At 73.6% G+C, this 26,411-nt stretch carries 32 protein-coding genes; 15 read left to right on the top strand and 17 right to left on the bottom strand.

Annotated features, from left to right (window positions below; all coding sequences use genetic code 11):
* Positions 1–117: 117 nt before the first annotated feature.
* Complete coding sequence (locus tag LPU43_RS26100) at positions 118–852, bottom strand: SDR family oxidoreductase (RefSeq protein ID WP_229403179.1); 735 nt, start codon at positions 850–852, stop codon at positions 118–120.
* A 109-nt stretch (positions 853–961) separates the two neighbouring features.
* Here LPU43_RS26100 and LPU43_RS26095 point away from each other — a divergent pair, with 109 nt between their 5' ends.
* Positions 962–1,810: a LysR family transcriptional regulator gene (locus LPU43_RS26095; protein WP_229403178.1), complete on the top strand. Its 849-nt coding sequence runs from the start codon at positions 962–964 to the stop codon at positions 1,808–1,810.
* 19 nt (positions 1,811–1,829) lie between these two features.
* Here LPU43_RS26095 and LPU43_RS26090 read toward each other — a convergent pair whose 3' ends face one another.
* The 5 genes from LPU43_RS26090 to LPU43_RS26070 form a co-directional block, all read right to left on the bottom strand.
* Positions 1,830–2,531 (bottom strand): TMEM175 family protein, encoded by a 702-nt coding sequence (locus LPU43_RS26090; RefSeq protein WP_229403177.1) that lies wholly within the window; start codon positions 2,529–2,531, stop codon positions 1,830–1,832.
* 11 nt (positions 2,532–2,542) lie between these two features.
* The gene (locus tag LPU43_RS26085) at positions 2,543–3,019 is read right to left on the bottom strand and encodes a PPOX class F420-dependent oxidoreductase (protein ID WP_229403176.1); all 477 of its coding nucleotides are present in this window, start codon (positions 3,017–3,019) and stop codon (positions 2,543–2,545) included.
* 105 nt (positions 3,020–3,124) lie between these two features.
* A complete protein-coding gene (locus LPU43_RS26080) occupies positions 3,125–4,150 on the bottom strand; it encodes an aspartate-semialdehyde dehydrogenase (RefSeq protein ID WP_229403175.1) in 1,026 nt (341 codons plus the stop codon).
* A 234-nt stretch (positions 4,151–4,384) separates the two neighbouring features.
* A complete protein-coding gene (locus LPU43_RS26075; protein ID WP_229403174.1) occupies positions 4,385–5,731 on the bottom strand; it encodes a M16 family metallopeptidase in 1,347 nt (448 codons plus the stop codon).
* Positions 5,728–7,020: a M16 family metallopeptidase gene (locus LPU43_RS26070; protein ID WP_229403173.1), complete on the bottom strand. Its 1,293-nt coding sequence runs from the start codon at positions 7,018–7,020 to the stop codon at positions 5,728–5,730. Before LPU43_RS26070 ends, LPU43_RS26075 begins: the two co-directional genes overlap by 4 nt.
* A gap of 91 nt (positions 7,021–7,111) precedes the next feature.
* On the opposite strand from LPU43_RS26070, the gene LPU43_RS26065 reads away from it, so the two are divergent.
* Positions 7,112–7,891: a phosphodiesterase gene (locus LPU43_RS26065; protein ID WP_229403172.1), complete on the top strand. Its 780-nt coding sequence runs from the start codon at positions 7,112–7,114 to the stop codon at positions 7,889–7,891.
* 69 nt (positions 7,892–7,960) lie between these two features.
* Here the strand turns inward: LPU43_RS26065 and LPU43_RS26060 are convergent, their stop codons facing one another.
* Positions 7,961–8,176 carry a hypothetical protein gene (locus LPU43_RS26060; RefSeq protein WP_229403171.1) on the bottom strand — a complete coding sequence of 72 codons (216 nt, stop codon included), beginning with the start codon at positions 8,174–8,176 and terminating at the stop codon, positions 7,961–7,963.
* A gap of 26 nt (positions 8,177–8,202) precedes the next feature.
* The gene (locus LPU43_RS26055) at positions 8,203–9,357 is read right to left on the bottom strand and encodes an alkaline phosphatase PhoX (protein WP_229403170.1); all 1,155 of its coding nucleotides are present in this window, start codon (positions 9,355–9,357) and stop codon (positions 8,203–8,205) included.
* A gap of 319 nt (positions 9,358–9,676) precedes the next feature.
* On the opposite strand from LPU43_RS26055, the gene LPU43_RS26050 reads away from it, so the two are divergent.
* The 3 genes from LPU43_RS26050 (at position 9,677) to LPU43_RS26040 (ending at position 11,452) form a co-directional block, all read left to right on the top strand.
* A complete protein-coding gene (locus LPU43_RS26050) occupies positions 9,677–10,753 on the top strand; it encodes a 3-deoxy-7-phosphoheptulonate synthase (RefSeq protein ID WP_229403169.1) in 1,077 nt (358 codons plus the stop codon).
* Between the two features lie 245 nt (positions 10,754–10,998).
* Positions 10,999–11,202: a hypothetical protein gene (locus tag LPU43_RS26045; protein WP_229403195.1), complete on the top strand. Its 204-nt coding sequence runs from the start codon at positions 10,999–11,001 to the stop codon at positions 11,200–11,202.
* Between the two features lie 49 nt (positions 11,203–11,251).
* The gene (locus LPU43_RS26040) at positions 11,252–11,452 is read left to right on the top strand and encodes a hypothetical protein (RefSeq protein ID WP_229403168.1); all 201 of its coding nucleotides are present in this window, start codon (positions 11,252–11,254) and stop codon (positions 11,450–11,452) included.
* A 76-nt stretch (positions 11,453–11,528) separates the two neighbouring features.
* On the opposite strand, the gene LPU43_RS26035 is transcribed toward LPU43_RS26040, so the two are convergent.
* The 3 genes from LPU43_RS26035 to LPU43_RS26025 all read right to left on the bottom strand — a co-directional run bounded on the left by LPU43_RS26035 (position 11,529) and on the right by LPU43_RS26025 (position 12,810).
* Positions 11,529–12,062 carry a DUF1360 domain-containing protein gene (locus LPU43_RS26035; protein WP_229403167.1) on the bottom strand — a complete coding sequence of 178 codons (534 nt, stop codon included), beginning with the start codon at positions 12,060–12,062 and terminating at the stop codon, positions 11,529–11,531.
* A gap of 77 nt (positions 12,063–12,139) precedes the next feature.
* Positions 12,140–12,475, bottom strand: a complete 336-nt coding sequence (locus LPU43_RS26030; RefSeq protein ID WP_229403166.1) for an SRPBCC family protein — start codon at positions 12,473–12,475, stop codon at positions 12,140–12,142.
* Positions 12,475–12,810: a DUF6158 family protein gene (locus LPU43_RS26025; RefSeq protein WP_229403165.1), complete on the bottom strand. Its 336-nt coding sequence runs from the start codon at positions 12,808–12,810 to the stop codon at positions 12,475–12,477. The genes LPU43_RS26030 and LPU43_RS26025 overlap by 1 nt, the downstream gene beginning before the upstream one ends.
* Positions 12,811–12,935: 125 nt before the next feature.
* On the opposite strand from LPU43_RS26025, the gene LPU43_RS26020 reads away from it, so the two are divergent.
* A complete protein-coding gene (locus tag LPU43_RS26020; RefSeq protein WP_229403164.1) occupies positions 12,936–13,382 on the top strand; it encodes a hypothetical protein in 447 nt (148 codons plus the stop codon).
* A gap of 53 nt (positions 13,383–13,435) precedes the next feature.
* Positions 13,436–13,762: a DUF3817 domain-containing protein gene (locus tag LPU43_RS26015; RefSeq protein ID WP_229403163.1), complete on the top strand. Its 327-nt coding sequence runs from the start codon at positions 13,436–13,438 to the stop codon at positions 13,760–13,762.
* Between the two features lie 115 nt (positions 13,763–13,877).
* Here LPU43_RS26015 and LPU43_RS26010 read toward each other — a convergent pair whose 3' ends face one another.
* Positions 13,878–14,432 (bottom strand): DUF6232 family protein, encoded by a 555-nt coding sequence (locus tag LPU43_RS26010; protein ID WP_229403162.1) that lies wholly within the window; start codon positions 14,430–14,432, stop codon positions 13,878–13,880.
* Between the two features lie 483 nt (positions 14,433–14,915).
* Here LPU43_RS26010 and LPU43_RS26005 point away from each other — a divergent pair, with 483 nt between their 5' ends.
* The gene (locus tag LPU43_RS26005) at positions 14,916–15,929 is read left to right on the top strand and encodes a C40 family peptidase (RefSeq protein ID WP_229403161.1); all 1,014 of its coding nucleotides are present in this window, start codon (positions 14,916–14,918) and stop codon (positions 15,927–15,929) included.
* 74 nt (positions 15,930–16,003) lie between these two features.
* On the opposite strand, the gene LPU43_RS26000 is transcribed toward LPU43_RS26005, so the two are convergent.
* The 4 genes from LPU43_RS26000 to LPU43_RS25985 all read right to left on the bottom strand — a co-directional run bounded on the left by LPU43_RS26000 (position 16,004) and on the right by LPU43_RS25985 (position 20,186).
* Positions 16,004–16,993, bottom strand: coding sequence for a sigma-70 family RNA polymerase sigma factor (locus LPU43_RS26000; protein WP_229403194.1), 990 nt, complete (start codon positions 16,991–16,993; stop codon positions 16,004–16,006).
* Positions 16,994–17,450: 457 nt separating this feature from the next.
* Positions 17,451–18,404: an N-acetylmuramic acid 6-phosphate etherase gene (murQ, locus tag LPU43_RS25995; protein WP_229403160.1), complete on the bottom strand. Its 954-nt coding sequence runs from the start codon at positions 18,402–18,404 to the stop codon at positions 17,451–17,453.
* The gene (locus LPU43_RS25990) at positions 18,401–19,315 is read right to left on the bottom strand and encodes a MurR/RpiR family transcriptional regulator (protein ID WP_229403159.1); all 915 of its coding nucleotides are present in this window, start codon (positions 19,313–19,315) and stop codon (positions 18,401–18,403) included. The genes murQ and LPU43_RS25990 overlap by 4 nt, the downstream gene beginning before the upstream one ends.
* A gap of 73 nt (positions 19,316–19,388) precedes the next feature.
* Positions 19,389–20,186 (bottom strand): dTMP kinase, encoded by a 798-nt coding sequence (locus LPU43_RS25985; RefSeq protein ID WP_229403158.1) that lies wholly within the window; start codon positions 20,184–20,186, stop codon positions 19,389–19,391.
* A 156-nt stretch (positions 20,187–20,342) separates the two neighbouring features.
* On the opposite strand from LPU43_RS25985, the gene LPU43_RS25980 reads away from it, so the two are divergent.
* The 5 genes from LPU43_RS25980 (at position 20,343) to LPU43_RS25960 (ending at position 22,775) form a co-directional block, all read left to right on the top strand.
* Positions 20,343–20,927: a nucleotidyltransferase gene (locus tag LPU43_RS25980; protein ID WP_229403157.1), complete on the top strand. Its 585-nt coding sequence runs from the start codon at positions 20,343–20,345 to the stop codon at positions 20,925–20,927.
* Positions 20,924–21,202 (top strand): hypothetical protein, encoded by a 279-nt coding sequence (locus LPU43_RS25975; RefSeq protein ID WP_229403156.1) that lies wholly within the window; start codon positions 20,924–20,926, stop codon positions 21,200–21,202. Before LPU43_RS25980 ends, LPU43_RS25975 begins: the two co-directional genes overlap by 4 nt.
* A gap of 13 nt (positions 21,203–21,215) precedes the next feature.
* The gene (locus LPU43_RS25970; RefSeq protein ID WP_255686644.1) at positions 21,216–21,989 is read left to right on the top strand and encodes a metallophosphoesterase family protein; all 774 of its coding nucleotides are present in this window, start codon (positions 21,216–21,218) and stop codon (positions 21,987–21,989) included.
* Positions 21,980–22,123, top strand: coding sequence for a GPGG-motif small membrane protein (locus LPU43_RS25965; protein ID WP_167179460.1), 144 nt, complete (start codon positions 21,980–21,982; stop codon positions 22,121–22,123). The genes LPU43_RS25970 and LPU43_RS25965 overlap by 10 nt, the downstream gene beginning before the upstream one ends.
* Positions 22,124–22,283: 160 nt before the next feature.
* Positions 22,284–22,775 carry a TspO/MBR family protein gene (locus tag LPU43_RS25960; protein ID WP_229403155.1) on the top strand — a complete coding sequence of 164 codons (492 nt, stop codon included), beginning with the start codon at positions 22,284–22,286 and terminating at the stop codon, positions 22,773–22,775.
* Positions 22,776–22,848: 73 nt separating this feature from the next.
* Here LPU43_RS25960 and LPU43_RS25955 read toward each other — a convergent pair whose 3' ends face one another.
* Complete coding sequence (locus LPU43_RS25955; protein WP_229403154.1) at positions 22,849–23,622, bottom strand: M23 family metallopeptidase; 774 nt, start codon at positions 23,620–23,622, stop codon at positions 22,849–22,851.
* A gap of 263 nt (positions 23,623–23,885) precedes the next feature.
* Here LPU43_RS25955 and LPU43_RS25950 point away from each other — a divergent pair, with 263 nt between their 5' ends.
* Complete coding sequence (locus LPU43_RS25950; RefSeq protein WP_229403153.1) at positions 23,886–25,232, top strand: ABC transporter substrate-binding protein; 1,347 nt, start codon at positions 23,886–23,888, stop codon at positions 25,230–25,232.
* A 128-nt stretch (positions 25,233–25,360) separates the two neighbouring features.
* Positions 25,361–26,410: a carbohydrate ABC transporter permease gene (locus LPU43_RS25945; RefSeq protein WP_229403152.1), complete on the top strand. Its 1,050-nt coding sequence runs from the start codon at positions 25,361–25,363 to the stop codon at positions 26,408–26,410.
* The last annotated feature ends 1 nt before the right edge of the window (position 26,411 follow it).

Raw genomic sequence — 26,411 nt, 5'->3', positions numbered from 1 at the left:
GTGCTCCCCTCTCGGTGTCGGCCCCGCGGTCTACCCGCCGGCCCGGCCGGGTAACGCGGCCCGGCCGGGGCGGGCGCGGCAGCCGCCACCGCGCGGGCCGCGCTCAGCGGGGGCGGATCACCAGGGCACCACCCCGGCGTCCTCGAAGAAGCCGCCGGTGGGGCCGTCGTCGGGCAGGGTCGCGAGGCGGATCGCGGTCGCCGCGCCCTGTTCGGGGGTACGGACGCCACGGAAGCCGTTGAGGTCCGTGGCGACGAAGCCGGGGCAGGCGGCGTTGATCTTGATGTTGGTGCCTCGCAGCTCCTTGGCGTACTGGATCGTGACGGCGTTGAGGAACGTCTTCGACGGCGCGTACGCCACGGAGAGCGGGCCCGTCATCGCCGGGTCGTCGGAGGCGACCTGGCGGGCGAGGGAGCCGACGCCGCTGGAGACGTTGACGATCCGTGGCGACGCCGAGCGGCGCAGCAGCGGCAGCATCGCGTTGGTGACCCGGATGACGCCGATCACGTTGGTCTCCACGGCCGCGCGGACGGTCTCGACCACGCCGTCGGAGGTGGGGTGCTGCGGCATGCCGCCGGTCACGCCCGCGTTGTTGACCAGGGCGTCGAGGCGGCCGGCGCGCTCGGTGACCAGCCGGGCGGCGGCGGCCACGCTCGCCTCGTCGGTCACGTCCAGCGGCACGCCGAACGCGTCGACGCCGGCCGCGCGCAGCTTCTCCACGGCGGCCGCACGTCGCTGGTCGTCCCGGGCGCCCACGCCGACGCTCCAGCCGAGCGCGCCCAGGCCGGCCGCGATCTCGTACCCGATGCCCTTGTTCGCGCCGGTGACCAGCGCGGTCTTCTTCTCGCTCATGGGTCGATCCTGTCCGCGCCCCGGAGGCGGCTCCAACACCGATCGGGTGGGCAGCGATACCTCTCGGGTATCGATCCGGCCCGCGGCATCCCGTCGGTACCGTTGGCGCATGGAGACGCGGGAGCTGCGGTACTTCGTCGCCGTCGCCGAGGAGCTGCACTTCGGGCGGGCGGCACAGCGGCTCGGGATCGCGCAGCCGCCGCTGTCCCGGGCGATCCAGCAACTCGAACGGCGGCTCGGCGTGGCGCTGCTGGAACGCACGAGCCGCGCCGTGGCGCTGACCGACGCCGGGGCGGTGCTGCTGCGCGAGGGCCGGGCGGCCCTCGACGCGGTCGACGCCGCCGGCCGGCGCACCCGCCGCGCCGCCCACGCCGCGACCGGCGGCCCCGACCTGGTCCTCGTCACGAAGGCCGGCACCGCCGGGGAACTGCTGTCCAAGCTGCTCGACGCGTACGCCGCCGAGGCCGGCGCGGTCACCGTCGACGTGCTCCTGTGCGGCCCCGGCGAGCAGGAGAAGCTGCTCCGCGACGGGCGCGCCGACGTGGCGCTGCTGCACCGGCCGTTCGACTCGACGGCCGGGCTCGACACCGAGGAGCTGCGCACGGAAGGCCAGGTCGCGCTCCTGCCGGCCGGGCACCCTCTCACCGCCCGGGCCCACCTGCGCCTGGCCGACGTCACCGCGCTGCCCGGGCTGCCGATGCCGTACGTGCTCGCCCCGGACGGCACGTACGTGGACGGCTCGGGGCCGCCGTTCCGGTCCCACGAGCAGCTCTACCAGCTCATCGCGCTCGGCCGGGCCTCGGCGGTCCTGCCGGAGGAGTGCCGGGCCCACCTGCCGCGCGACGTCGCCGCCGTGCCCGTGCTGGACGCGCCGACGGTGACCACGGTGATCGCCTGGCCACCGCAGAGCCGGTCCCGCGCCCTCGCCGGCCTGGTCCGGGCGGCGACCCGGCTCTAGGGCCCGGCCGCGCCGGCCGTCAGGGCCGGGCGCCCGGCCGGTGCCGCCGGGCCCACCGGCGCAGGTCGTAGGAGCCGTTGCTGGACAGGCCGTAGAAGAGCGGCAGCAGCAGGAACACCACGAGCGCCGCCGGCACCGAGACCAGCCAGCCGACCAGCCCGGCGGCGGCGTACGACGCGATCCCGAGCACGGCGCGCAGGCGCTCGACGGCGAAGAACCGGGGCGTGATGCGCGGCCCGAGCAGTTCGCGGTGCCGGCTGAGATGGTGGTACAGGGCGAGCCAGGCCACGGAGAGCGCCACCCCCACCAGGGCGTACAGGGCCGCCGCGACCCGCTCGTCGGAGCGGTCGCCGTGCTGGACCGCGCTGGAGAGCACCGCCGTGGCGAACGGCAGCAGGGCGATGCCGAAGAGCACCCCGAGGTTGGCCCACTGGAGCCCCCGGTCCATGCAGCGGACCCGGTGGAAGGTCCCCTTGTGGTTGAGCCAGTTCACGGCCACGTACAGGTAGGACGTGACGTACGCCAGGTAGACCGGCCACCCGTCGAGCAGGCTGTGCAGCAGCCCGCCGGGCGGCACCTCGGGGGTACGGAGGTCGAGCACCAGGATCGTGATGATGATCGCGAAGACCGCGTCGCTGAAGCTGAGCGCCCGGCCGGTGTCCGACCGCAGGTCACCGACCTCGTCGACCACGTTCTCCGGGCGGTCGGGGTCGCTGTCCATCGGCGCAGGGCTCAGCCGCGCGGCGGCACGCCGTAGACCCGCTCGACGTGCAGGCGCAGCACCAGCCGCCCCTCGGCGACCATCGCGGCCCGGAAGTCGTCCCAGTCCGGGTGCTCCCCCTGCACGGCCCGGTAGAGCCCGATCAGCTCCTCCACCGTCGCGTCGTCCGGCCGCCGCGCCACCGGGGTCAGCTCGGCGCGCGCCTCGGCCACCGCGTACGCCCAGCCGTCGTCGGCGCTGACGTGGAAGCTGGCCCGGGGATCCCGGCGCAGGTTGGCGGTCTTGGCCCGCCCGTCGGTGACCGAGACCCGGATCAGCCCCGCCGCCCGGTCGAAGGAGTAGACCACGTTCGACAACTGTGGGCGGCCGTCCCGCCTGATGGTCGCCAGCACGCCCAGCCACCGGCCCGCGATCAGCCCGGTGAGGGCGTCCCGGGTCTTCTCGTCGTCCGCCACGGCAGCCTCCACGTCGTCGTGCCTCGGGTCCATCCAACCCGACGCGCGGCCCGCCCGCCGGCCGACGCGCAGCCCGCCCGCCGTTCCACCCGACGCGCGGCCCGCCGGCCGACACGACGGTCGGCCGGCGGGGCGGGGTCAGCGGAGTTCGGCGGCGACCAGCTCGGCGATCTGCACCGCGTTCAGCGCGGCGCCCTTGCGCAGGTTGTCGTTCGCGCAGAACAGGGCGAGGCCGTGCTCCACGGTCTCGTCGGCCCTGATCCGCCCCACGTACGTCGGGTCCTGGCCGGCGGCCTGCAACGGGGTGGGCACGTCGGACAGGGCCACGCCGGGCGCGCCGTCGAGCAGCTCGCGGGCCCGCTGCGGGGTGAGCGGCCGGGCGAACCGGGCGTTGATCTGCAACGAGTGGCCGGTGAAGACCGGGACCCGCACGCAGGTGCCGGAGACCCGCAGCCCGGGGATCTCCAGGATCTTGCGGCTCTCGTTGCGCAGCTTCTGCTCCTCGTCGGTCTCCTCGGAGCCGTCGTCGACGATCGAGCCGGCGAGCGGCAGCACGTTGAACGCGATGGGCCGGGCGAAGACGCGGGGGGCGGGGAACTCGACGGCCGCGCCGTCGAAGGCCAGCCCGGTGGCCTGCTCGGCGACCTTGCGGACCTGCTCGTCCAGCTCGGCCACGCCGGCCAGGCCGGCTCCGGAGACCGCCTGGTACGTCGAGACGACCAGGCCGACCAGCTCCGCCTCTTCGTGCAGCGGGCGCAGTACCGGCATCGCGGCCATCGTGGTGCAGTTCGGGTTGGCGATGATGCCCTTCGGGCGGTTCGCGGCGGCGTGCGGGTTGACCTCGGCGACCACGAGCGGCACGTCCGGGTCCGTCCGGAACGCCGAGGAGTTGTCGATCACCACGGCGCCGGTCCCGGCGACCCGGGGGGCCAGCTCCTTCGCGGTGCCCTTGCCGGCCGAGAAGAGCACGATGTCGAGGCCGGAGTAGTCGGCGGTGGCCGCGTCCTCGACGGTCACCTCGCCGCCCCGCCACGGCAGGGCGCGCCCCGCCGACCGTGCGGAGGCGAACAACCGCACCTGCTCCGCCGGGAACTCGCGCTCCGCCAGCACCTGCCGCATCACGCCACCGACCTGGCCGGTGGCACCCACAATGCCGATCCTCATGCCCGCGAGGCTACCCAGGTCGGCGACCCGGCCGGGAATGCTTTCCCACCGCCGAGGCCGCCCCGGCGGCCCGCGCCGGGGCGTCGGGCCGCAACGACACCCCGGGTCGGGGCGGGGTGTCCGGAAGATCCGGTGCGCCGCCCGCCCCCGGCCGCAACATCCCCACCCCGCCCGGCACCGGCACGCGACGGGAATCACACCCGCCGGGGCCGGCCCGGGCGGCGGGCGGGGCCGTCAGGGACGGGCGTCGACGATCTCGCCCAGCCCGGTGGCCGCCAGCTCGTCGCGGACGGCTGCGGCGTCGCCCTCGACCACCAGGGTCAGCGACTCCGGGTGCAGGTGGTTCGCGGCGGCGGCCGAGACCTCGTCGACGTCGGCGTCTAGCAGCGACTGGCGCAGCCGGGCGTGGTAGTCGTCCGGCAGGTCGTACACGACCAGGGTGGTCAGCGCCGCGGCGATGGCCCGGGGGCTCTGCAGCTCGACCGAGAGCTGCCCGGCCCGCCAGGAGCGGGCCACCGCCAGCTCGTCGGCGGTCACCCCCGTGGCCTGGGTACGGGTGATCTCCCCGACCGCCTCCACCAGGGCCGGCGCGGTGACCGCCGTCTGCACCCCGGAGCTGACCGCGAACCGGCCGAACCGGCGGGACGAGGCGAAGTCGCCCCGGATGCCGTACGTGTAGCCGCGCACCTCGCGGATCAGGTGGTTCAGCCGGGAGGTGAACGCCCCACCGAGCACCGTGCCGGCCAGCGTCATCGGCACGTGATCGGGGTGGGCCCGGTGCGGGGCCGGGTGGCCCAGCCGCAGCGTGGACTGCACCGACCCGGGCCGGTCGACCAGGATGATCCGCCGCCCGGGGCGCGGCGGCACGTCGATCGGGCCGCCCCGGTCGGCCGGGCCGCCGCCGGTGCCGGCGAACGCCGCCGCCCCCAGCGCGTCCAGGTCGATCCGCTCCAGGTCACCGGCGACGACCAGGGTGCCGGGGCGGAGGAACCACTCGGAGTGGAAGACGGCCACGTCCTCGACGTCGAGTGCGGCCACCGAGTCCGGGTCGCCGTACATGGGCCGGCCCCAGCGGTTCTCCGCGCCGAACAGGTCGGCCCGCAGCACCGCATCCGCCCGGGGGCCCGGGTTGGCCCAGTCCATCAGCAGCGCGGTCGCCTCGTCGTCGCGGACCCGGCGCACGTCGTCGGGGTCGAGCCGGGGCGTGCGGACGGCCTCGCCGAGCAGCTCCACGGCGGCGGTCAGCCGGTCCACCGGCACCTGGACGCTGACCTGGAACGAGTCCCAGTCCAGCCCGGTCACCAGCTCGGTGCCGAGCCCCTCCACGGCCAGCGCGTACGCGGTGGCGTCCCGCCGCGCGGTGCCCTCCTCCAGGGCATTGGCCAGCACCGCGCCGAGCCCCTCCTTGCCGGCCGGCTCCCGGGCCGCGCCCGCGTCGAGCAGCAGCAGCGCCACGGCCAGGTTCTGCCCGGGCAGGTGCGCGGCGACGACCTGGCCGCCGGCCACGGCGCGGCGGGTCACCTGAGGGAACCGGTACGGCCGGGCCAGCCCCGGCACGGGACGGTCGGCGATCAGGCTCATGCGGTCTCCTCGGGGAGGTAGGTCAGGGTCACCCGGTCGGAGGCGCGCAGCACCTCGGCGGCCAGCTCGGCGATCTGGTCGGCGGTCACCGCGAGCCACGCCGGCAGCCGCCGGGCGACCAGCGCCGGGTCGCCGAACTGGGTGGCGTAGCGGCCGAGGGTGTCGGCCCGACCGTCGACGGTGGACATCTGCCGCCACCACCCGGTGCTCAGCAGCGCCTTCGCCCGGTCCAGCTCGGTGGCCGTCACGGGCACGGTGGCCAGCTCGTCGACCACCTCGGCCACCCCGGCGGCCAGCCGCTCGCCGGTCACCCCGGGGCGGGCGGTGGCGGTGGCGATCAGCGGGGCGGGGGCGTGCGCGAGGTCCACCCCGTACGCGCCGACGAGGTCGGGCTGGGCGATCCGCTCGCCGTCGGCGAGGCGCTGGTAGAGGCGGCTGCCCCGGCCGCTGCCCAGCACGGTGGCGAGGACGGTGAGCACGTCGTACCCCGGGGTGCCGAAGGGGTGGGTGCGGTGCGCGACGTAGACCCGGGGGGCGGGCACCGGGCCGGTGACGACCTCCGCCACCGGCGAGCCGGCCGCCGGAACGTGCCGCCCGTCCGGCGCGGCGGGGATCTCCGGCCGGGCCGGGATCGCGCCGAAGTACTTGTCGGCCAGCGCGAAGACCTCGGTGGCGGTGGTGTCGCCGACCACGGTCAGCACGGCGTTGTTCGGCGCGTAGTAGGTGCGGTGGAAGTGCTGGAAGGTGGCCAGGTCGGCGGCGTTCAGGTCGGCCATCGAGCCGATCGTGGCGTGGTGGTACGGGTGCCCCGGCGGGTAGAGCAGCGGCAGCAGCCGCAGCCACGAGTCGCCGTACGGGACGTTCTCGTAGCGCTGGCGGCGCTCGTTCTTGACCACCTCACGCTGGTTGTCCAGCGTCTCCTGGGTCAGCGCCGGCACCAGGCCGCCCATCCGGTCGGCCTCCAGCCACAGCGCCAGCTCCAGGTGCTCGGGCGGGACGGTCTCGAAGTAGTTCGTCCGGTCCGGGTTGGTGGTGGCGTTCAGGTTGCCGCCCGCGCCCTGGACGAGCTTCATGTGCTCGGTCTTCGCCACGTTGAGCGAGCCCTCGAACATCAGGTGCTCGAAGAGGTGGGCGAACCCGGTCTGCCCGTCCGGCTCGTGTCGGGAGCCCACGTCGTACCAGAGGTTCACCGCGACCGCGGGGGCGGCGCGGTCCTCGCTCACCACCACGCGCAGGCCGTTGTCCAGTCGGGTCGTTTCGATCGGCCAGGGGTAACCGCTGTCGGGCATGGCCCGACGCTATCCGATCCCGCCCGCCGGGACGGCACCCGTGGGCGGCGCGCCGAGGCATCGACGGCCCCGGCCGGGGTACCGCAGGGGCATGTCCACGCGCACCCGCCCCGCCGCCGGCCGCGACCGTTCCGCCGCCGCGACGACCGCCGCCCTCGCGCTCGCCCTCGCCGAGCGGGCCGCCGCCGCGCTCACCCGGCTGCGGCGCGGCGGGCGGCTGCTGCACCCCGCCGGCCGCACCTTCGCCGGGGAGGTGACCACCTGGGGTACGGGCGGCCCGCCGACCGGGCTGGCCCTGCTCGACGAGCCCGGCCGGTACGCGGCGACGGTGCGGCTGTCCAAGGGGACGCCGACCCCGGGCGGCTGGCCGGACGTGCTGGGGCTGGCGGTGCGCCTGCACGGCGTCGGGGAGCGCCCGTTCGACCTGCTGGTCAGCTCCAGCGCGGCGGCTCCGGTGCTGCGCCACCTGCCGCTGCCCCGGCGGCGTTTCGCGGGGACGTACAGCTCGATCATGTCGTACCGGTCGGGGGGCCGGCGGCTGTGGTTCGCGGCGCTGGCCGACCCGGACTCGCCCGACCTGGGGCGCAGCCTGGCCGGGGTGGCCGCGGCGGCCGGCCGGGCGGGCAAGGCGTCCCCGGCGGCCGGCGCGCCCCGGCTGGTGCTGGCGGTCGCGTCCGCCGTGGGCCCGTGGCGGCCGTTCGGGCAGGTGGCCCTCGGCGCGGAGTGTCCGGCCGAGCGGGACGCCGCGCTGGCCTTCGACCCGGTCGGCAACCTGCCGGCCGGGCTGCGGGCGGCGGGACCGCTGGCCCGGCTGCGCGACGCCACCTACCGGGGCTCCCGCCGCACGCGCGGCGCGTCCCCCGCCCGCTGACGCGCCCGACCGCCCGGCCGGATGCGGTCGGGCGGTCGAGCGCGGTCGGTCGGCTCAGTCGGGGGGGGCTCAGTCGGGGGGCTCGATCGCGGTCACCGTCTCGTCGGAGGTGCGGTGCTCCAGCACGGTGTCGGGGGCGGCGTTCTGGTCGGCCTCCCGCACGTCCGACTCGGCGAGGATGGCGTCGGCCTGCGCCTGCGGGTCGTCGCTGCCGACCGCCGCCTCCTCGGGCAGCAGGTGTGCGCGGGACTCGATCCGGTCCTGGTCGCTTTCGTGGTGGCTCATGCCGGACCCTGTACCCCGTCGGCGGCTCAGCGGAACGGGCCGCGCACCTCGTAGGTGATCCCGCCGGAGGACGAGCCGGAGGTGCCGCGCTGGGAGGAGAAGTAGAGCCGGGTGCCGTCCGGGGAGAACGCCGGCCCGGTGATCTCCGACGACCCCTGGCCGGTGAGGCGCAGGAACGGGGTGACGATCCCGGCCGGCGTGATCATGTTGATCTCCATGTTCCCGCCGTCCTCGGCGACGTACAGGTCCCCGGAGCGGGCGCCGGTGATGTTGTCCACCCCGGTCAGCGGGGCGCTGCCGCCGGTCACCAGCGAGTCGTCGTACGCCAGGTCGAGGCGCTGGTTCACGGCGTCGTACGCCCAGACCCGGTTGTCGCCCTTGGTGGTGAACCAGCAGGTCCCGTCGGCGTACCAGCAGCCCTCGCCGCCGTTGAACCGCTTCGCGCCGGAGACCTGGTCCCGGGTGAGGGTCGGTGAGCCGTCCGGGTCCGGCACCGGGGCCCAGCTCACCGGGCCGCTGGTGGCGGTGCCGGCGACGAGCACCTCCAGGGTGCCGGCGGAGAGGTCGCCCCAGGTGGTCGGCCGGAAGCGGTAGAAGCACCCGTTGCTCTCGTCCTCGGTCAGGTAGACGACCCGCCGGACGGGGTCGGCCGCCGCCGCCTCGTGCTTGAACCGGCCCAGCGCCGGCCGCAGCGCCGCCGCCGTGCCGCCCTGCGGGTACGTCTCGTAGACGTACCCCCGGCTGACCTCCTCGCAGGAGAGCCAGGTGCCCCAGGGGGTCGCCCCGCCGGCGCAGTTCTGGTTGGTGCCGGAGAGGATCCGGTACGCCGCCGCGACGCTCCCGTCGGCGGCGAACCGCACCGCCGAGGCCCCGCCGCCCGGGGTGATCTCGGAGTTCGAGACGTAGATCCAGCCGGTTCCGGCCGGGAAGCAGGCGCCGCCGTCGGGCGCGTCGTGCCAGGTGTACGAGGTGCCGGGGACGACCTGCCGGGAGCGGGCGACGATCCGGCTGGTGAACCCGGTGGGGAGCTGGACGCCGTTGGCGTCGGCGGCCCGCAGCGCCCCGTAGGGGCCGGTGCCGGGCTGGGCCGGGGCGGCCAGCGCGGCGGAGGACCAGAGGCTGCCGGCGAAGGCGGCTGTCCCGCCCGCGACGGTGGCGCGCAGCAACGTACGACGATCCATCGGAACCTCCCGGTGACGCGTGGTGTGGCACCGAAAACTAGCGACGGAGACATCGATTCAGATGAACGTCGGGCGACGGCGGGCCGACGACGGGGTGAGCCTTTCGCGCCGCCGTCGGGTAGGCTGCTCGGCGTGACGCGGTCGTATCGATGGTTTAGGCAGCCGGCTGGAGGAGCCGGTGACTTCACCATGATCTGACGTCACTCTCTCTTCGAGCCGGCCGGGCAGGAACGTTTCGTTCCTGCCCTTTTGCGTACGAGCAGCCGGCTCGACCCCGGGCACCGGCCCCGGGCACGGTCGGCGGAAGGAACCCACCGTGATGACCCCCCATCGCGTCATCGACCAGCGGATCGACCGCGTCGTGCCGCTGACCACCCCGGCCCTGCTGCACCACCACCTGCCCCTGGACGCCACGCTCGCCGAGGCCGTGCTCGACGGCCGGCGCGCGGTCGCCCGGGTGCTGGACCGCGCCGACGACCGGCTGCTCGTGGTGGTGGGCCCGTGCTCGGTGCACGACCCGGCCGCCGCCCTCGACTACGCGGCCCGGCTGCGCACCGCCGCCGACCGGCTCGCCGACGACCTGCTAATCGTGATGCGGGTGTACTTCGAGAAGCCGCGCTCCACGGTCGGCTGGAAGGGCCTGATCAACGACCCGGGGCTGGACGGCTCCGGCGACGTGAACACCGGCCTGCGCACCGCCCGCGCGCTGCTGCTGGACGTGCTGCGGCTCGGCCTGCCGGTGGGCTGCGAGTTCCTCGACCCGATCACCCCGCAGTACATCGCCGACACCGTGGCCTGGGGCGCGATCGGCGCGCGCACCGTGGAGAGCCAGGTGCACCGGCAGCTCGCCTCCGGCCTGTCCATGCCGATCGGGATGAAGAACCGCCCCGACGGCAGCATCGGCACGGCGGTGGACGCGATCCGGGCGGCCGGCGTACCGCACGTCTTCCCCGGCATCGACGTCTCCGGCACCCCGGCGATCATGCACACGCGGGGCAACGCCGACGGGCACCTGGTGCTGCGCGGCGGCAACGACGGCCCGAACTACGACGCCGCCTCCGTCGGCGCGGCGCTGGCGCAGCTCCGGGCGGCCGGCCTGCCGGAGCGGGTGGTGATCGACGCGAGCCACGCCAACAGCGGCAAGGACCACAACCGCCAGCCGGTCGTCGCCGCCGACGTGGCGGCCCAGCTCGCCGCCGGCCAGCGCGGCATCGTCGGCGTCATGCTGGAGAGCTTCCTGCTCCCGGGCCGCCAGGACCTCGACCCGACGCGCGAGCTGGAGTACGGCCGCTCGGTCACCGACGCCTGCCTGGGCTGGGACGCCACGGAGGAGGTCCTCGCGACCCTGGCCACCGCCGTCCGCGACCGCCGCGCCCTCTCCCCCACCCCGGCCTGACCCGCCCCACCCCCGGCCCTCGGCCCCTGGCCCCGCCTCCCAGCCCGTCGATCATGGAGTTGTCGCCGCTTTCGCCGGCGTGTCGTCGCGTCAACTCCATGATCGACCCGGGTGAGGGCCGGTTTGGGGGGGTGCGGGGCGGGTAGGGGGGCGGGGTGAGTGACGCAGCGGTGAACAGGGGCGAGGCGGGGGCCGAGGCCGGGGTCGACGTCGACCTCGAGGCCGGGGTCGAGGTTGAGGTCGAGATCGAGGAGCCGGACATCCGGCCGCTCGACGAGCTGCTCGACGACCTCTACCGGGGCCAGGAGCGGATCAGCCAGGTGGACATCTACCGCCGGGCGGTCGCCGCCGAGCTTCCCGCCGTCCTGCTGACCCGGATCGCCGCCCTCCCCCAGGGCGAGTACGCGGTGGACGAGGCGGCCGACCTGCTGGGCGGCTCGGCGCCCTGACGCCCGGCCCCGACCCGCACCGACCCCCGAGCACGGAGAGGACAGCGAGATGAGCGACCGCGAGGAGCAGGGGCACGAGCACGTGACGGCGCTCGGCCAGCCGCCGGAGGGCCTGGACACCACGCCCGACCCGGACTTCGCCGGCGAGCACGACCGCACGGCCGTCGACCGGGACATCATCACCGGCGACGAGGACGCGGAGGAGCGCGAGCCGGAGTCGCCGCACGGCTGGTCCGGCATGCAGAGCTGATGCCCCGCGTACGCGGGCGGACGACGATACGGGGAAGGGGCCGGGTGGACCGGCCCCTTCCCCGTGTGCGGGTCGGTCAGTCGTCGTCGCCCTCGGCCGCCTGCTGGGCCACGGCGTAGCCCATCTGGAGGAAGTCGGAGGCGGCGACCGCCGTCAGCGCGGTGGCCACCAGCCGGGTCAAGCGGGGGGCCAGGACGAGGCCGCCGGTCAGCCCGGTGGCCACCCAGACGGCCAGGCAGAACGGGCAGCTCAGCAACTCGCCGATGGCATGCCGGGTGGAGCTGCCCTGGTCCCGGACCTGCTCCATCACCTCACCGCTGCCGATCGGGCGGTCGTAGCGGGTGAACGGGGCCCGCAGGGGGCTGGTGACCGCGTCCTTGGACAGCAGCCGGCTGAGCTTGTGCGTGGCGATGGAGAGCAGCACCACGTCGGCGGGTGCGGGCCGCTCCGGCACCGGGCGGCCGGTCGCCTTGACGAGGCCGGCGATGGCGGCGGTCACGCCCGCGTACGTGCCCATCGCCGCCAGGTAGCCGCCGAGCGGCCGGTGTTCGTGCGGCGCGTACGCCTGGCGCAGCCGCGCCACCTTCTGCTTCAGGGTGCTGTCGCTCAACCCGGGTCTCCTGTCGTCTCCGGCTCGCGGGCCCCGGCGGCGTCGCCCCGGTGGCCGCTGGGGTTCCGGCCGGCGGGTCAGCCGGCGGTCAGGTTGTCGGCCACCTCGCGGGCGAGGCTGGCCAGGGTCTGGTCGGCGAGCCCGGGGTCCGGCTGGCCGGACGCTCCGGCCAGGTCGAGCCGGACCCGGGCGCCCCCGGCGTCGGCCGGCTCGACCTGGATCTCGGCCGACCAGCCCGGGGCGGAGTCGCTGCCCCACCGGGCCCGGAGCTGCCCGGCGCTGACGTCGGGGCGGCTGTCGCCGTCGGTGCGCAGCGGTTCGGGCAGCCAGGCCGCAGCCCGGTCCGGGTCGGTCGCGGTGTTGAACACCACCTCGGGCGGCGCGGACATGCCGCGCTCGGCGTGCGCCGCCATCACTCGTCCCGCAGCCGGGCCGGGTCCACCTCGCGGCCGGGGTTGCGGGCCAGGTACTCGGTCTCCAGCTCCGCCGTGCGGCGCAGGTGGTGCGCGAGGGCGGAGTCCGAGGCGTGCCGCAGCGTGTCGAGCCGCGTGCGGTGCAGGCTGTGCATCTCGCGCATCAGGTCGTCGTCGGCCAGCTCGGCGGGGTCGATCCCCAGCTCGCCGTCAATGTCGGTGTCGGTGTCGGTGTGGGTAGACACGTCGTGGACGTGGTCGCCGTCCCACTCGGGCATCCGCTGTTCCGGGCTGGCCTCCGCCGGGCCGCCGCTCTGCCGCAGTGATTCGGTCATCGTCGCCCCCCTCGTCTCGTTCGGGCTCGCGTCTAGACGGATGCCCACGCCCGCCCCCACCAAACCCCCTCCGTGGCTACGACGCCGCGTCGGAGAGCGCCCGGCGGCCCGGTACGCTCGACGCCATGAAACGGCTCTGGACACCGGCGTGGATCGTCCGCCACGTGGCCATGGTCGTGCTGGCCGGCGGCTGCCTCGGGCTGGGCTGGTGGCAGGTCACCCGGGCCGCCGAGGGCAACTCGATAAGCTGGGGTTACGCGATCGAGTGGCCGGTCTTCGCCGGGTTCGTGATCTTCGTCTGGTGGCGTGAGCTGCGGCACGCGCTGCGGTCCCCGGTCGGGGCCGACCCGGCCCCGGGCGAGGCGGACCCGGCCGCCGACGTAGCCGCGCCCGGTGAGAGGGTCACGGCGGGAAGCGCCACCCCGGCGGGGATCCGCCGGCCCGTGCGGGTGGTCCGGGCCCCGGGGGCGCCCGCCGACGGCCCGGAGGACGACGACCTGGTCGCCTACAACCGCTACCTGGCATGGTTGAACGCCAATCCGGGCGCGGGGCCCGGCGACTATCCCGGCTGAGGCCGGTTCACGACTACCCGGCCGAGGTGCCGGCTTCGGAAGGACGGACGAAGGTGGGCGGAGCCCTTACCCGGTACCGCGTGATCGCCTGGATCGTGGGCGTGGCGCTGGTCGTGCTGGTCCTGATCGGGATGCCGCTGAAGTACGGGTTCGACGAGTCGGGCGTGGTCGCGGTGGTCGGCACCGCGCACGGCTGGCTGTACATGCTGTACCTGGCGGCGGCGTTCGACCTGTCCCGCCGGGCGGACTGGCCGCTGAAGCGGATGGTGCTGGTGATGCTCGCCGGCACCGTGCCGTTCGTGTCCTTCTACGCCGAGCGGCGGGTCAGCCGGTGGCTGGCCCCGGAGCGCACCCCGACCCCCGAGCCGGTCGCCGGCTGACCCGCCGGCCGGACAGGGGCCCGACCTCGCCGCCCGATCAGTGGCCCGACCCCGATCGTCCGGTCTAGCGGTCTCGGCCCACCGGCCGGTCTAGCGGTCTCGGCCCACCGGCCGGTCAGCGGGCCGGGCGCCACGGCTCGCCGGGGCCCCACCCGTCGGGCCGCGCGCCGGCCCACTCGCCGTGTCCCGGGCCGCGCCGCGCGCCCTCGCGGGCCCGCCGGACGGCGCGGCGGACCTCGTCGAACTGCCGCTCGTCGTCGCTGCTGAACAGCAGCACCTCGACGCCCAGGTGCCAGCCCCACAGCTCGTACGGCGGCGGTCGCCAGCGGTCCCCGGCCGCCGCGAGCAGCACCGGCAGCGGCACCAGCACCCCGAACGTCAGGTACGCCCCGGCGGTGAGCCGTTGCAGGCCGCCGGCGAAGCCGAGCAGCAGCCCCAGCGCGGCGATCATGGCGGCGGTGAGCGCGACGGCCCGGACGGCCAGCCGGTCGTGCGGGCCCCGGGTGGTGTGCAGGTGGGTCAGGTCGACGATCTCCCAGGTGGTGCGGCCGACGGTGAACCGGTCGGCGGTGACGACGATGCCGGGCCGGGCGTAGAGCAGGGCCGGCGGGGCGGTGGTCATCGTCGCGGTCGGGCGGTGCGGGCGGGCGGCGGAGCCATCTCGGGTCACGGCGTTCTCCCACGGCTGTGCGCCGGGCGCGGTTCCGCGATGCGCCGGAGCGGGGCGGCGGGATTCCCGGCTTCCGCCCCATTCTGGTTGGCGTCTTCCCAGGTCGGCAGTCGTTTTTGCGTCCCGTGACGGGGGCTGCCGGCCCCGGTGTCGCCGACAACCGGCCAGCGATTCCGACTTGTCCCGCCATACCAGGCGAGGCTCGCCGCGACATCCGCCCAGAGGGACAAAAGCGGCGCGTCCCCCCGACCGAGGGCGACGTCAACCGACCGCCGCAGGGCCACTACGGTACGCGACTGTCACTCACGTAACACCCGGGGCTTTTATTAACTTTCGCCCCGGCTTCACCTGCGGGTAACTTCCGTCCCGGGTTACGTTGGGCAGGCCGGACCGGTCGACCGCCGTCCACCCGGACTGCCCCGGGCCGGTGTCGTCGTGGCGTAGGCACTGCCCGGCGGCCGGTGGGAGAGGAGCCCTCCGCTCTTGTCGTACCTCAGGAATTCGCTGCGCGCACTGGCGGCTGCCGGCCTCGCGGCCGTGCTCATCGCCCCGGCGTCGGCGGCTCGGGCCGAGCCGACCCCCGCCGAGCTGACGCGGCGGATCGAGAAGTCCTCGACCGAGCTGGAACGGGTCGTCGAGTCCTACAACAAGCTCACCGAGGACATCAAGGCGAACAAGGCCGCCGCGGCGAAGCTGGCGGCCCGGATCGGGCCGCTGGAGGCGCAGGCCGCGCAGAGCCGGGCCGACGTCGGCCAGATCGCCGTCACCGCGTACAAGTCGGGCCGGCTGGGCACGGCCAACGCGCTGCTGAGCCCGGGCGGGCCGAGCAACCTGCTCGACCGGCTGGACACGCTGGACCAGCTCAGCCGGCAGCGCCAGGAGCGCATCGCGGGGGCCACGGCCGACCAGCGGCGGCTGGTCGACCAGAAGAAGCGGCTCGACGCGACCCTGACGAAGCAGGACGCGCAGGCGCGCCAGCTCGCCGCCGGCAAGAAGAAGATCGAGAAGGACCTGGCCGAGCTGTACGAGATGCGCCGGCAGGCGTACGGCCGGGCCACCGAGCCGCCCGCGCCCAGGCCGAAGCCGAAGTCCGGCACGAAGGCCGGAGGGAAGTCCGGCAAGAAGTCCGGCGAGGAGGTGCCCGCCGTCTCCGGCCGGGCCGGCGTGGCGGTCCGGTACGCCTACGGCGCCCTCGGCAAGCCGTACGTCTGGGCCGCCGACGGCCCGAACGGGTACGACTGCTCGGGCCTCACCCTGGCCGCCTGGCGGGCCGCCGGCAAGTCCCTGCCGCACAACACCCGGATGCAGTGGGGCGTGGTGAGCCACATCAGCCGCAGCGAGCTGCGCCCCGGCGACCTGGTGTTCTACAACAACCTCGGCCACATCTCCATCTACGTCGGGGACGGCCAGGTGATCCACTCGCCGACCTTCGGCCGCAACGTGGAGAAGCGGGGCATCGACCTGATGAAGCCCTACGGATACGGCCGGGTGCGCTGACGCCCGCACGACGGCGAACGGCCGGCGGCCCCTGTCGGGGTCGCCGGCCGTTCGTCGTCGATCGTCACGCGGGCTCAGGCGGCCCGCAGCCCCTCCGCCCGGGCCAGCTCGCGCAGCCGGCCGAGGGCCTGGATCTCGAGCTGCCGGATGCGCTCCCGCGACAGCGAGAAGCGCGACGCGACCTCGGTCAGCGAGTGCTCGCGCCCGTCCTCGAGGCCGTAGCGGGCCCGCATGATGCCGGCCGAACGGTCGTCGAGGTGGTTGAGCAGCCCCTCGATGCGCTGCCGCTCCAGCCCGGTGAGCACGATGTCCTCCGGCGACGGGGCGTCGCTGTCCGCGACCAGGTCACCGAGGTTGGTGTCGCCGTCGTCGCCGACCGGCGTGTCCAGGGAGACGGTGTCCTGCGACCAGCGGACCAGCTCGCGGACCCGCTCGACGGTGACGCCCAGCGCCGCCGCGATCTGCTCCGGCTCCGGGTCGGTGCCCAGCTCGCGGGTGAGCTGCCGGGCCACGTTGCGCATCCGGTTGACGTCCTCCACCAGGTGCACGGGCAGCCGCACGGTGCGCTCCTGCTGGGCGATGGCCCGGCTGATCGCCTGGCGGATCCACCACGTCGCGTAGGTGGAGAACTTGAAGCCCTTCTCGTAGTCGAACTTCTCGACCGCGCGGACCAGACCGGTGTTGCCCTCCTGGATCAGGTCGAGCATCGGCATCCCCGAGCGCACGTAGCGGCGGGCGATGGAGACGACCAGCCGCAGGTTGGCGCGGATGAAGAGGTCCTTCGCCCGCTCCCCCTCCGCGACGACCCGCTCCAGGTCGTCCCGGTCGACGCCCTCGGGCACGCGGTCGTTGTCGAGCAGGTGGTCGGCGTAGACGCCGGCCTCGATCGTCTTCGAGAGAGAGACCTCGGTGGCGGCGTCCAACAGGGGCGTCCGGGAGATCTCGTGAAGGTAGACTCCGACCAGGTCGCGCTCCTCGGCCACCTCGTCGGTTCGCATGCCGATGTTCCTGTCCACGTTGCCCACGGTCCCCTCGCTCGCGCCGGTTGCCCGGTTCCTTGCCATCCCCACGTCCATCAGCCCTCCCCCGTAACCTCCGCTGTGCCCTCTGGTGCTGACCTGACACCTGCACAACAGTGGAGACGCGTCAGGGATTCCATGTCGTGAGTCGAAAGTGTCACGAATGCCTGAGTAGTAGCTGGGAGCCCGGTCCACGTTTGCTGTCAGCGCCCGGCAGGGCGGCTCGTCGGCGAGGCGGCTTGGCGACCCCACACCGGTCACCGACGGACACGCGCTCACGAACCGGTCGGTTCAATCCACGGACACGGAATACCCTCGCACCGATGGAACAATCCGCGCCCGGTGCGCAGTCCCACCGGCGACTGGTCGTGACCACCATCACCGCGCCACCGTGACCACCGTCACCCTGCCGCAGGGCCGGCACGACCGGCCGCCGGTGTGGCGGTCGGGTGCGGGCCCCGACGGCGGGCGTCGGGCCTGAAGGGAGCGCGGGCGTCGGGCCTCAGGGAGCGAGCAGGGCGAGGGCGCCGCGTACCTGGTGGGCGGAGCGGGCCAGCGCGGCGCGGGCGGCGGTGACCCCGGCGCCGGAGACCAGGGAGACCAGGGCGGTCTTCACGTCGCCGTCGGCCTCGTTCAGCGCCTGCCGGCAGACCTCCTCGGGGCAGCCCGTGGCCTCCATCAGGATCGAGATCATCCGGCCGCGCAGCTTGGCGTTGGTGGCCACCATGTCGATCATCAGGTTCGAGTAGACCCGACCCAGCCGCACCATGACGGCCGTGGAGAAGGTGTTGAGCACCAGCTTCTGCGCGGTGCCCGCCTTCATCCGGGTCGACCCGGTGACCACCTCGGGGCCGGTGTCCAGGCCGATGAAGACGTCCACCAAGGGGGCGGCCTCGGCCTCCGGGTTCGCGCAGAGCAGCACCGTCGAGGCCCCCCGCGCCCGGGACGCGGCGAGCGCCCCGAGGACGTACGGGGTGCGCCCGCTGGCGGCCAGCCCGACGACCAGGTCACCGGCGCGCACGCACCCGGTCGCGTCGGCCGCGCCGCCGCCGTGGTCGTCCTCGGCGTCCTCGACCGCCCGCCACATCGCCTCGGGGCCGCCGGCGATGTGGGAGCAGAACCAGTGCCGGGGCGAGTTGAAGGTGGGGGCCAGCTCGGCGGCGTCCAGCACGCCGAGCCGCCCCGAGGTGCCGGCGCCGAAGTAGTGCACCCGGCACCCGCCGCGCAGCGCGTCGACCGCGAGGTCGACGGTGGCGGCGACCTCGTCGAGGACCGCCGCGACGGCGGCCGGCACCCGCCGGTCCGCCTCGTTGATCACGGTGAGCACGTCCCGGGTGGACATCAGGTCGAGGTCCAGACTGAGGGGGTTGCGCCGCTCGGTGGGCGCGCCGACGCGCACGACCGGCCGCGCCGGGACCCCGGCGACCTCGCCGGGCTCCACCCGGCCGGGGGTCATGCCCGCCTCCGGCCGGGCCCCACCCGGTGGGTCTGCACCGCCTCGGCGGTGACCTCCAGCGCCTTGCGGGCCCGCATCCGGTTCCGGGCCGCCACCCCGACGAAGAGGCAGTCGATCACGGTGAGCTGGGCGAGCCGGCTGGCCATCGCCCCGGAGCGGTAGGTGGTCTCCCGGGCCGCCGTGGTGAGCACGAAGTCGGCGACCTCGGTGATCGGCGAGCGGGGGAAGTTGGTCAGCGCCACCGTGGCCGCGCCCCGGGCACGGGCCTGCTCCAGCACCTCGATCGCGTCGGCGGTGGCGCCGGTGTGCGAGATGCCCACCGCGACGTCCCCCCTCCCCAGCAGCGCGGCGGAGGTGAGCGCGGTGTGCACGTCGGGGAAGTAGAAGGCCGTGCGGCCGATGCGGTGCAGCTTCTGCTGGAAGTCGGAGGCGACGAAGCCGCTGGCGCCCGCGCCGTAGACCTCGATCCGGCTCGCGCCGACGATCGCCTCGACGACCTGCTCGCAGACGGCCGGGTCGAGCTGCTCGGCCGTCTCCTCGACCGCCCGCGCGTCGTTGAACGCGATGGTGGCGATGATCTGGGCCAGGTCGGCGCCGGGCGGGATGTCGCCGCCGACGACCCGGGCGTCCGGTGGCTCGACCCGGCGGGCCGCCTCGGCCGCGAGCCGGATGCGGAGCTGGGGATAGCCGTCCATGCCGACCGAGCGGCAGAACCGGATGACCGTCGCCTCCGATGTCTCGGCGGCGGTGGCGAGGTCCGTGATGGTGCGCCGGGCGGCGTCCGCCGGGTCGGCGACGACCAGCCGGGCCACCCGCTGCTCGGCGGGCGACAGCGAGGGGAGCAGGCCGCTGATGTGGACGATCAGCCCACCCGGCTCCTGGCTCGCAGAAATCTTCGGTTTCTTCGCCACGGATGAAACTTACTTTCACAGGGTGTGAGGCGTCAACCACGTCCCCGCAATCGGGAAAAACTACTCCGTCCGTTCATCGGTGTTGCGAAAAGATTGCCATTCCCGCAGCGTTCGACGCCTCCCCCGACGGGGCCGGTCGACCTGCCGGACGGGGCCACCGTCCGGCCCACCGGACGGGACGATCCGCCGGGCCCGGGGCGGCGGCGCGCGGGGCGTCCCGGTCGACCGCGGGCGGCCCCGCCGGCAGCCAGGGCGCCAGGTGGGCCCGGATCTGCCGGGACACCTCCTCCGGCGGCCGGCCCGCGTCGACCACGACGAAGGTCGGGTACTCCGGCAACGTGCGGTAGGCGGTGTCGGCGGAGGTCAGCCAGCCCATGCTCTCGTGGTCGGTGCCGCGCCGCTCGATGCGCCGGTACGCCTCGGCCGGGTCGACGGCGAGCAGGAAGGTGACCTGCGGCGGCGGGAAGAACCGGTAGCCCGCCCGGGCCAGGCGTTCCCAGCGCTGCCCGCCGTGCGCCCGGATGCTGGCGTACTGGCAGGCCGAGTAGCGGTCCATGACGGCCGTGCGGCCGGTGACCAGGCAGCTCAGCAACGCCGCCGCGATCGCCAGCCAGCGCAGCACGGACTCGACGGCGAGCAGGCCGCGCCGGCCGACCAGCCGCTCGGCGTCCGGGCGGCCGACCCGGTGGGCGAGCCGGCCGAGCCAGCGGCGACCGCCGGCGTTGCGATGGTAGGTGGCCGGCCGGCCCGCGGCGGTGAGCGCCTCGGCGAGCCGGTGGGCCTGGGTGGTCTTGCCCGAGCCGTCGATGCCGATCAGGGCGACGGCGCGCAGCCGGGCCCCGCCGCGCCGCGCCCGCAGTGATCTGGCCACTCTCCCCAGGTTATCGGACCCGCGCTCGCCTCCGGGGATTTGTCCGTTCCCGGCCACTTGCCACCCGATCGGGCAACGCTCAGGTGTGGGCGAACGGAATGCCGGGTACGCAACTCCAATCCACCTGTCCACCTCGAAGACGACCGGGAGGGCCCGATGGCCGAGCGCGGGGACGAGACCCTGGTACACACACTGAAGAAGGTCGCCGCCGTGCTCAAGCAGTCCGAGGTTCCGTTCGCCCTCGGCGGCAGCTTCGCGGTGTACGCCCACGGCGGCCACTCCAGCGACCACGACGTCGACTTCCTCATCCGGCAGCAGGACGTCGACCGGGCGCTGGAGGCCCTCGTCGAGGCGGGCTTCACCGCCGAGCGTCCGCCGGAGGACTGGCTGGTGAAGGTCTACGACGACGGGCGGATGGTGGACCTGATCCACCGCCCGATCGAGACGCCGGTGACCGAGGAGACGTTCGCCGACACGATCGTGCGGCCGGTGGACGCGATCCACATGCCGGTGCTGTCGGCCTCCCAGCTCATGGTGCACAAGCTGCTCAGCTTCTCCCAGCACTACTGCGACTTCGCCCGGGCGCTGCCCCTGGCCCGGTCGCTGCGGGAACAGATCGACTGGGAACGGGTACGGAAGGAGACGCAGCACTCGCCGTACGCGGAGGCGTTCCTGGTGCTGCTCGACCGCCTGGACGTGGCGCCGGAGGTCGGCGTCACCGAGGAGAGGGAGGGCGTGTGAGCGAGTTCCGCGACAGCGCCACCGGCGCGCCGCCCGACGAGTACGTCGAGGCCGAGATCCACCGGCTGCTCGCCGAGGACCCGGCCGTGGCCGAACAGGGGATCACCGTGGTCCGCCGGGAGCGCGGCCTCGTGCTCTACGGCGAGGTGGAGAGCCCGCACCGGCGCGAGGAGATCCTGCGCCGGGTGGCCGAGCGCTTTCCCGACGTGCCGGTCACCAGCGACATCGGGGTGATCCGCGCGCAGGCGCCCACCGAAGTCGAACAGTTGCCGTGAGGGAGGTCGAGAGGTGATCCGGATCGCCGCCGTCGGCGACGTGCACATGGACGAGGACGTGGTGGGCCGGTTCCGACCCGCCCTGGACGAGCTGCCCGACTGCGCCGACGTGCTGCTGCTCGCCGGCGACCTGACCCGGCACGGCACCGAGGCCGAGGCGCGCTGCGTGGCGCGCGAGTTCGGCGGGTTGGGCGTGCCGGTGCTGACGGTGCTCGGCAACCACGACCACCAGTCCGACCAGGTGCCGCAGGTGGTCAAGGTGCTGGAGGACGCGGGCATCCGGGTGCTGGAGGGCGAGGGGACCGTGTTGGAGTTCCCGGGCGGGCGGCTCGGCGTGGCCGGGGTGAAGGGCTTCGGCGGCGGCTTCGCGGGCCGGTGCGCCAGCGACTTCGGCGAGCCGGAGATGAAGGCGTTCGTCCGCACCACCAACGAGAGCGCTCGGGCGCTGGAGGCGGCGCTGCGGGGGCTGGACTGCGACCTGCTGGTGGCGCTGACCCACTACTCCCCCGTCCCGGACACCCTGGCCGGCGAGCCGCTGGAGATCTACCCGTTCCTCGGGTCGTACCAGCTCGGCCAGGCGATCGACTCCACGCCGACCGCGCTGGCGCTGCACGGGCACGCCCACGCCGGCAGCGAGCGGGGCACCACCCCGGGCGGCGTCCGGGTCCGCAACGTGGCCCATCCGGTGATCAAGCAGGCGTACTCCATCTTCCATCTGGGTGATCACCTGGACGCGAGCGAGGTTTCCGGTATCGGTCACTCGGGTATTCAGCAGTCATGGAGCTGATTCTCTGGATTCTCGCAGTCGTACTCGTTGTGGCCGGCATCCTGGCGCTGTTCCGCCGGCAGATCCTGTGGGGCGTCGTCCTCATCGTCGTCGGGCTGTTGGTCGGCCCGGGCGGCGTCAGCATCTTCAGTTGACCTCTGACTTTCCCAACCACCACCGACCCGCCGGGGTCGTCGTGACCGGAGCTCCGTCCTCCCAGACAGGGGCGCGCCGGACACGACGACCCCGGCGTCTTCGTGGGTGCCGGGCCGAGCGCCCGGGTTTGCCCGGCCGACCGCCGGGCACCTGTCCGACATGACGTTTTCGGGCATGGTCCGGCGCAGGACCGGGGGACGCAGGTGGGGGGCGCTGCTCGGCTTCGGCGCGGCGGTGACGGTGGCCGCGGCCGTCGGCGGGCTCGGTGTCCGGGGCAGCGCCGAGAAGTACGCGCGCCTGGACCAGCCGGACTGGGCCCCGCCGGCCTGGCTCTTCGGTCCGGTCTGGACCGTGCTCTACGCGATGGTCGCCGTCGCCGGCTGGCTGGCCTGGCAGCGGGCCGGCTTCGGGCCGGCGCTCTGGGCGTGGACCGCCCAACTCGTGCTCAACGCGCTCTGGACCCCGCTGTTCTTCGGTGCCGGCCGCTACGGCCTGGCGTTCGCCGAGCTGGCGCTGATGTGGCTGGCGATCGGGGCGAACGTGGCGCTCTTCGCGCGGATCTCCCGCCCGGCGACGGCGCTGCTCCTGCCGTACTGGGGTTGGGTCACCTTCGCCGGCGCGCTGAACTACACCATCTGGCGCCTCAACTGAGGTGCAAGGAAGGGCCCCCTACCAACGGATTCCGTTGTATAGGGGTCCCTTCCTAACAAGTAGGGGGCGCGGGTCAGCAGCGCGGGACGTTGGGGATGTAGCCGTCGTGCCCGGTGTAGACGTAGGCGTCGGCGATGAACCGGCCGCTGCCGATCCGGTCCCAGATCGAGCTGGTGCCGTAGGTCCCGGTGACGGAGGTGCCGCTGGTCTGGCACTGGATCGTGACCTTGGCCCCGTCGGCGACCGTGCCCACCGAGGCGTACCCGGTGCCGGGCCCGGAGCGGACGGTCAGCGGCGTGCCGGCGGTGTCGACCGTGCCCGACCCCGCGCCGGAGGAGCAGTTGTTGTTGCTGGTGTAGGACTTGGTGCCCCAGTACAGCGCCAGCGTGCCGTTGAAGCGGACCTGGATGTCGTTGCCGTTGAGCCGCTGCTCGTAGTGCAGGTGCGGGCCGGTGGAACCGCCGGTGCTGCCGACCCAGCCGATCACCTTGCCGTAGCCGACGCTCTGGCCCACGGAGACGTTGAAGCCGCTGAGGTGGGCGTAGTACGTGCTGTAGCCGCCGCCGTGGTCGATCCGGACGTACTTGCCGTAGCTGGTGCCGCCGAGGTCGGTCACCCGGTCGACGGTGCCGGGCGCGCTGGCCACCACCGGGTCGCCCTGGTCGTCGGTGCGGTTGAAGTCGACCGCGTACGCGGGGCTGTGGCCGGAGCGGGTCTGCCCGGACCAGGACTGGCCGCAGGGGAACGGCACCTTGAAGGTCGGCGCGGCCATGGCCGGGGCCGCCGGCACCAGGGTCGCCGCGACCAGCACACCGGCCGCCGCGAGGCTGAACCACCGCTTACGCATCCCGTACCCCCTAAGGTTCATAACCTTCGATCGGCTGACCCCAGGGTGACAGAAACCGCCAGGCGCGGAAAGGGGTGACGGCACCCCACCTACCCCTATTCCGTGGGAGCGCGCCCACGAAGGGTGAGCAGATTTCCGGATTGTTACTCGTCCGTGTCCGGATGGGGCTGGACTGGCCACAATTGCAAGCGCTTACATGTGGTGATGTCCAATGGTCCGGCGCCGGATCGAGCACGGCCGCGCCGGCAAGGAAGGAGAACGGCATGGCGGTCTCTGCCAGACCACGCCAGGCTCTCGCGGTCGCCGGCGTACTGGGGCTGGCGCTCGGCGTCGCTGCCTGCGGCACCGGCGACGACAAGAAGAGCGACAAGGCGGGCTCCGCGGAGTGCGCGGGCTACAGCGCATACGAGGGGCACGACGGCAAGAAGGTCAAGATCTACTCCTCGATCCGGGACATCGAGGCCGACCGCCTCGACCAGTCCTGGAAGCAGTTCGAGGACTGCACCGGCATCGACATCGACCACGAGGGCAGCGGCGAGTTCGAGGCCCAGCTCGGCGTCCAGGTCGACGGCGGCAACGCCCCCGACATCGCCTTCATCCCGCAGCCGGGCCTGCTCAAGCGGTTCGCCGACTCCGGCAAGCTGAAGCCGGCCGGCGCAGACACCAAGGCCATGGCCGAGCAGAACTACTCGGCCGACTGGCTGAAGTACAGCACCGTCAACGGCCAGTTCTACGGCGCCCCGCTCGGCTCGAACGTCAAGTCCTTCGTCTGGTACTCGCCGAAGACGTTCAAGGAGAAGGGCTGGACCGTCCCCACCACGTGGGACGAGCTGATCAAGCTCAGCGACCAGATCGCGGCGAGCGGCACCAAGCCGTGGTGCGCCGGCATCGAGTCCCAGGACGCGACCGGCTGGCCGGCCACGGACTGGATCGAGGACCTGATGCTGCGGACGCAGACCCCCGAGGTCTACGACCAGTGGACCACCCACGGCATCCCGTTCAACGACCCCAAGGTCGCCGAGGCCCTCGACAAGGCCGGCACGATCCTCAAGAACGAGAAGTACGTCAACGGCGGCTTCGGCGGCGTGAAGAGCATCGCCACCACCTCCTTCCAGGAGGCGGGCACGCCGATCACCACCGGCAAGTGCGGCCTGCACCGCCAGGCGTCCTTCTACGCCAACCAGTGGCCGAAGGGCACCAAGGTGGCCGAGGACGGCGACGTCTTCGCGTTCTACTTCCCGGCCATCGACCCGGCCAAGGGCAAGCCGGTCCTCGGCGGCGGCGAGTTCGTCGCGGCCTTCGCCGACCGCCCCGAGGTCCAGGCGGTGCAGACCTACCTGGCCTCCGGCGAGTACGCCAACAGCCGCGCCAAGATCGGCGACTGGGTTTCGGCCAACAAGAAGCTCGACCTGGCCAACGTGCCGAACCCGGTCGACAAGCTCTCCGTCCAGATCCTGCTCGACCAGAAGACCGTCTTCCGGTTCGACGGGTCCGACCTGATGCCGGCCGCCGTCGGCGCGGGCACCTTCTGGAAGGGCATGGTCGACTGGATCAACGGCAAGGACACCGCCACGGTGCTCCAGGGCATCGAGAGCAGCTGGCCGAAGTGATCTGAGGCGGTGGTCCGGCCCGGCGGCACCCCGCGCGCCGACGTCGTCCGCACCGGCGACGACGGTTGCGCCGGAGTCGCCGCGCGGGCCGGACCACGCCGAACAGATCCGAACCCGAAGGAGGGTTGATGGAGTTCGACTTCGCCGAAGAGCAGCCGAAGCTCCTCATGCTGATGTACGGGCTGATCGCGTTCGTCGCGGTCGTCGGGGGCCTGCTGCTGCTCCTCGACGCCGTGCCGTCGTGGTTCGCCCGACGCCGCGAGGCGCAGCTGGTCGCCGCCTCGGCGAACGGGGCTCCGCCGATCCGGCGGCCGAAGCGGGGCGAGAGCGGGTTCGCGTTCTTCTTCATGCTGCCGGCGGTGCTGCTGCTCCTGATCGGCCTGGTCTTCCCGGCCATCCGCACGACGCTGCTGTCGTTCATGGACGGTGGCAGCGACAACTGGGTCGGCCTGCGCAACTACACCTGGATGTTCTCCGAGGACTCGATCGTCCGGGTGCTGATCAACACGCTCGTCTGGGTGCTGCTGGTGCCGCTGCTGGCGACCACGTTCGGGCTGCTCTACGCGATCATGGTGGACAAGGCCCGGTTCGAGTCGGTGGCCAAGTCGCTGATCTTCATGCCGATGGCGATCTCGTTCGTCGGCGCGGCGATCATCTGGAAGTTCGTCTACGCGTACCGGGGCGAGGGGCAGGAGCAGATCGGTCTGCTCAACCAGATCGTGGTGAGCTTCGGCGGCGAGCCGAAGCAGTGGCTGCTCGACTCGCCCCTGAACACCCTGCTGCTCATCGTGATCATGGTCTGGATCCAGGCCGGCTTCGCGATGGTGGTGCTCTCCGCCGCGATCAAGGCCATCCCGGCCGACATCGTCGAGGCCGCGCGGCTGGACGGGGTCACCCCGTGGCAGATGTTCTGGCAGATCACCATGCCGAGCATCCGCCCGGCGTTGATCGTCGTGGTGGTGACGATCTCGATCGCCACCCTGAAGGTCTTCGACATCGTCCGCACCGGCACCAACGGCAACTACGACACGAGCGTCATCGCGAACGAGATGTACAACCAGTCGTTCCGGTACGGCCAGAACGGGCAGGGCTCGGCGCTGGCGGTCTTCCTGTTCGTGCTGGTGATCCCGCTCGTGATCTACCAGATCCGCAACCTGCGTCAGCAGCGGGAGGGCTGAG

Source organism: Micromonospora okii (assembly GCF_020884795.1).
Classification (GTDB): Bacteria; Actinomycetota; Actinomycetes; order Mycobacteriales; family Micromonosporaceae; genus Micromonospora; species Micromonospora okii.
Note: the sequence above shows the minus strand (reverse complement) of the source record. Positions and strands in the feature narration are given on the sequence as shown.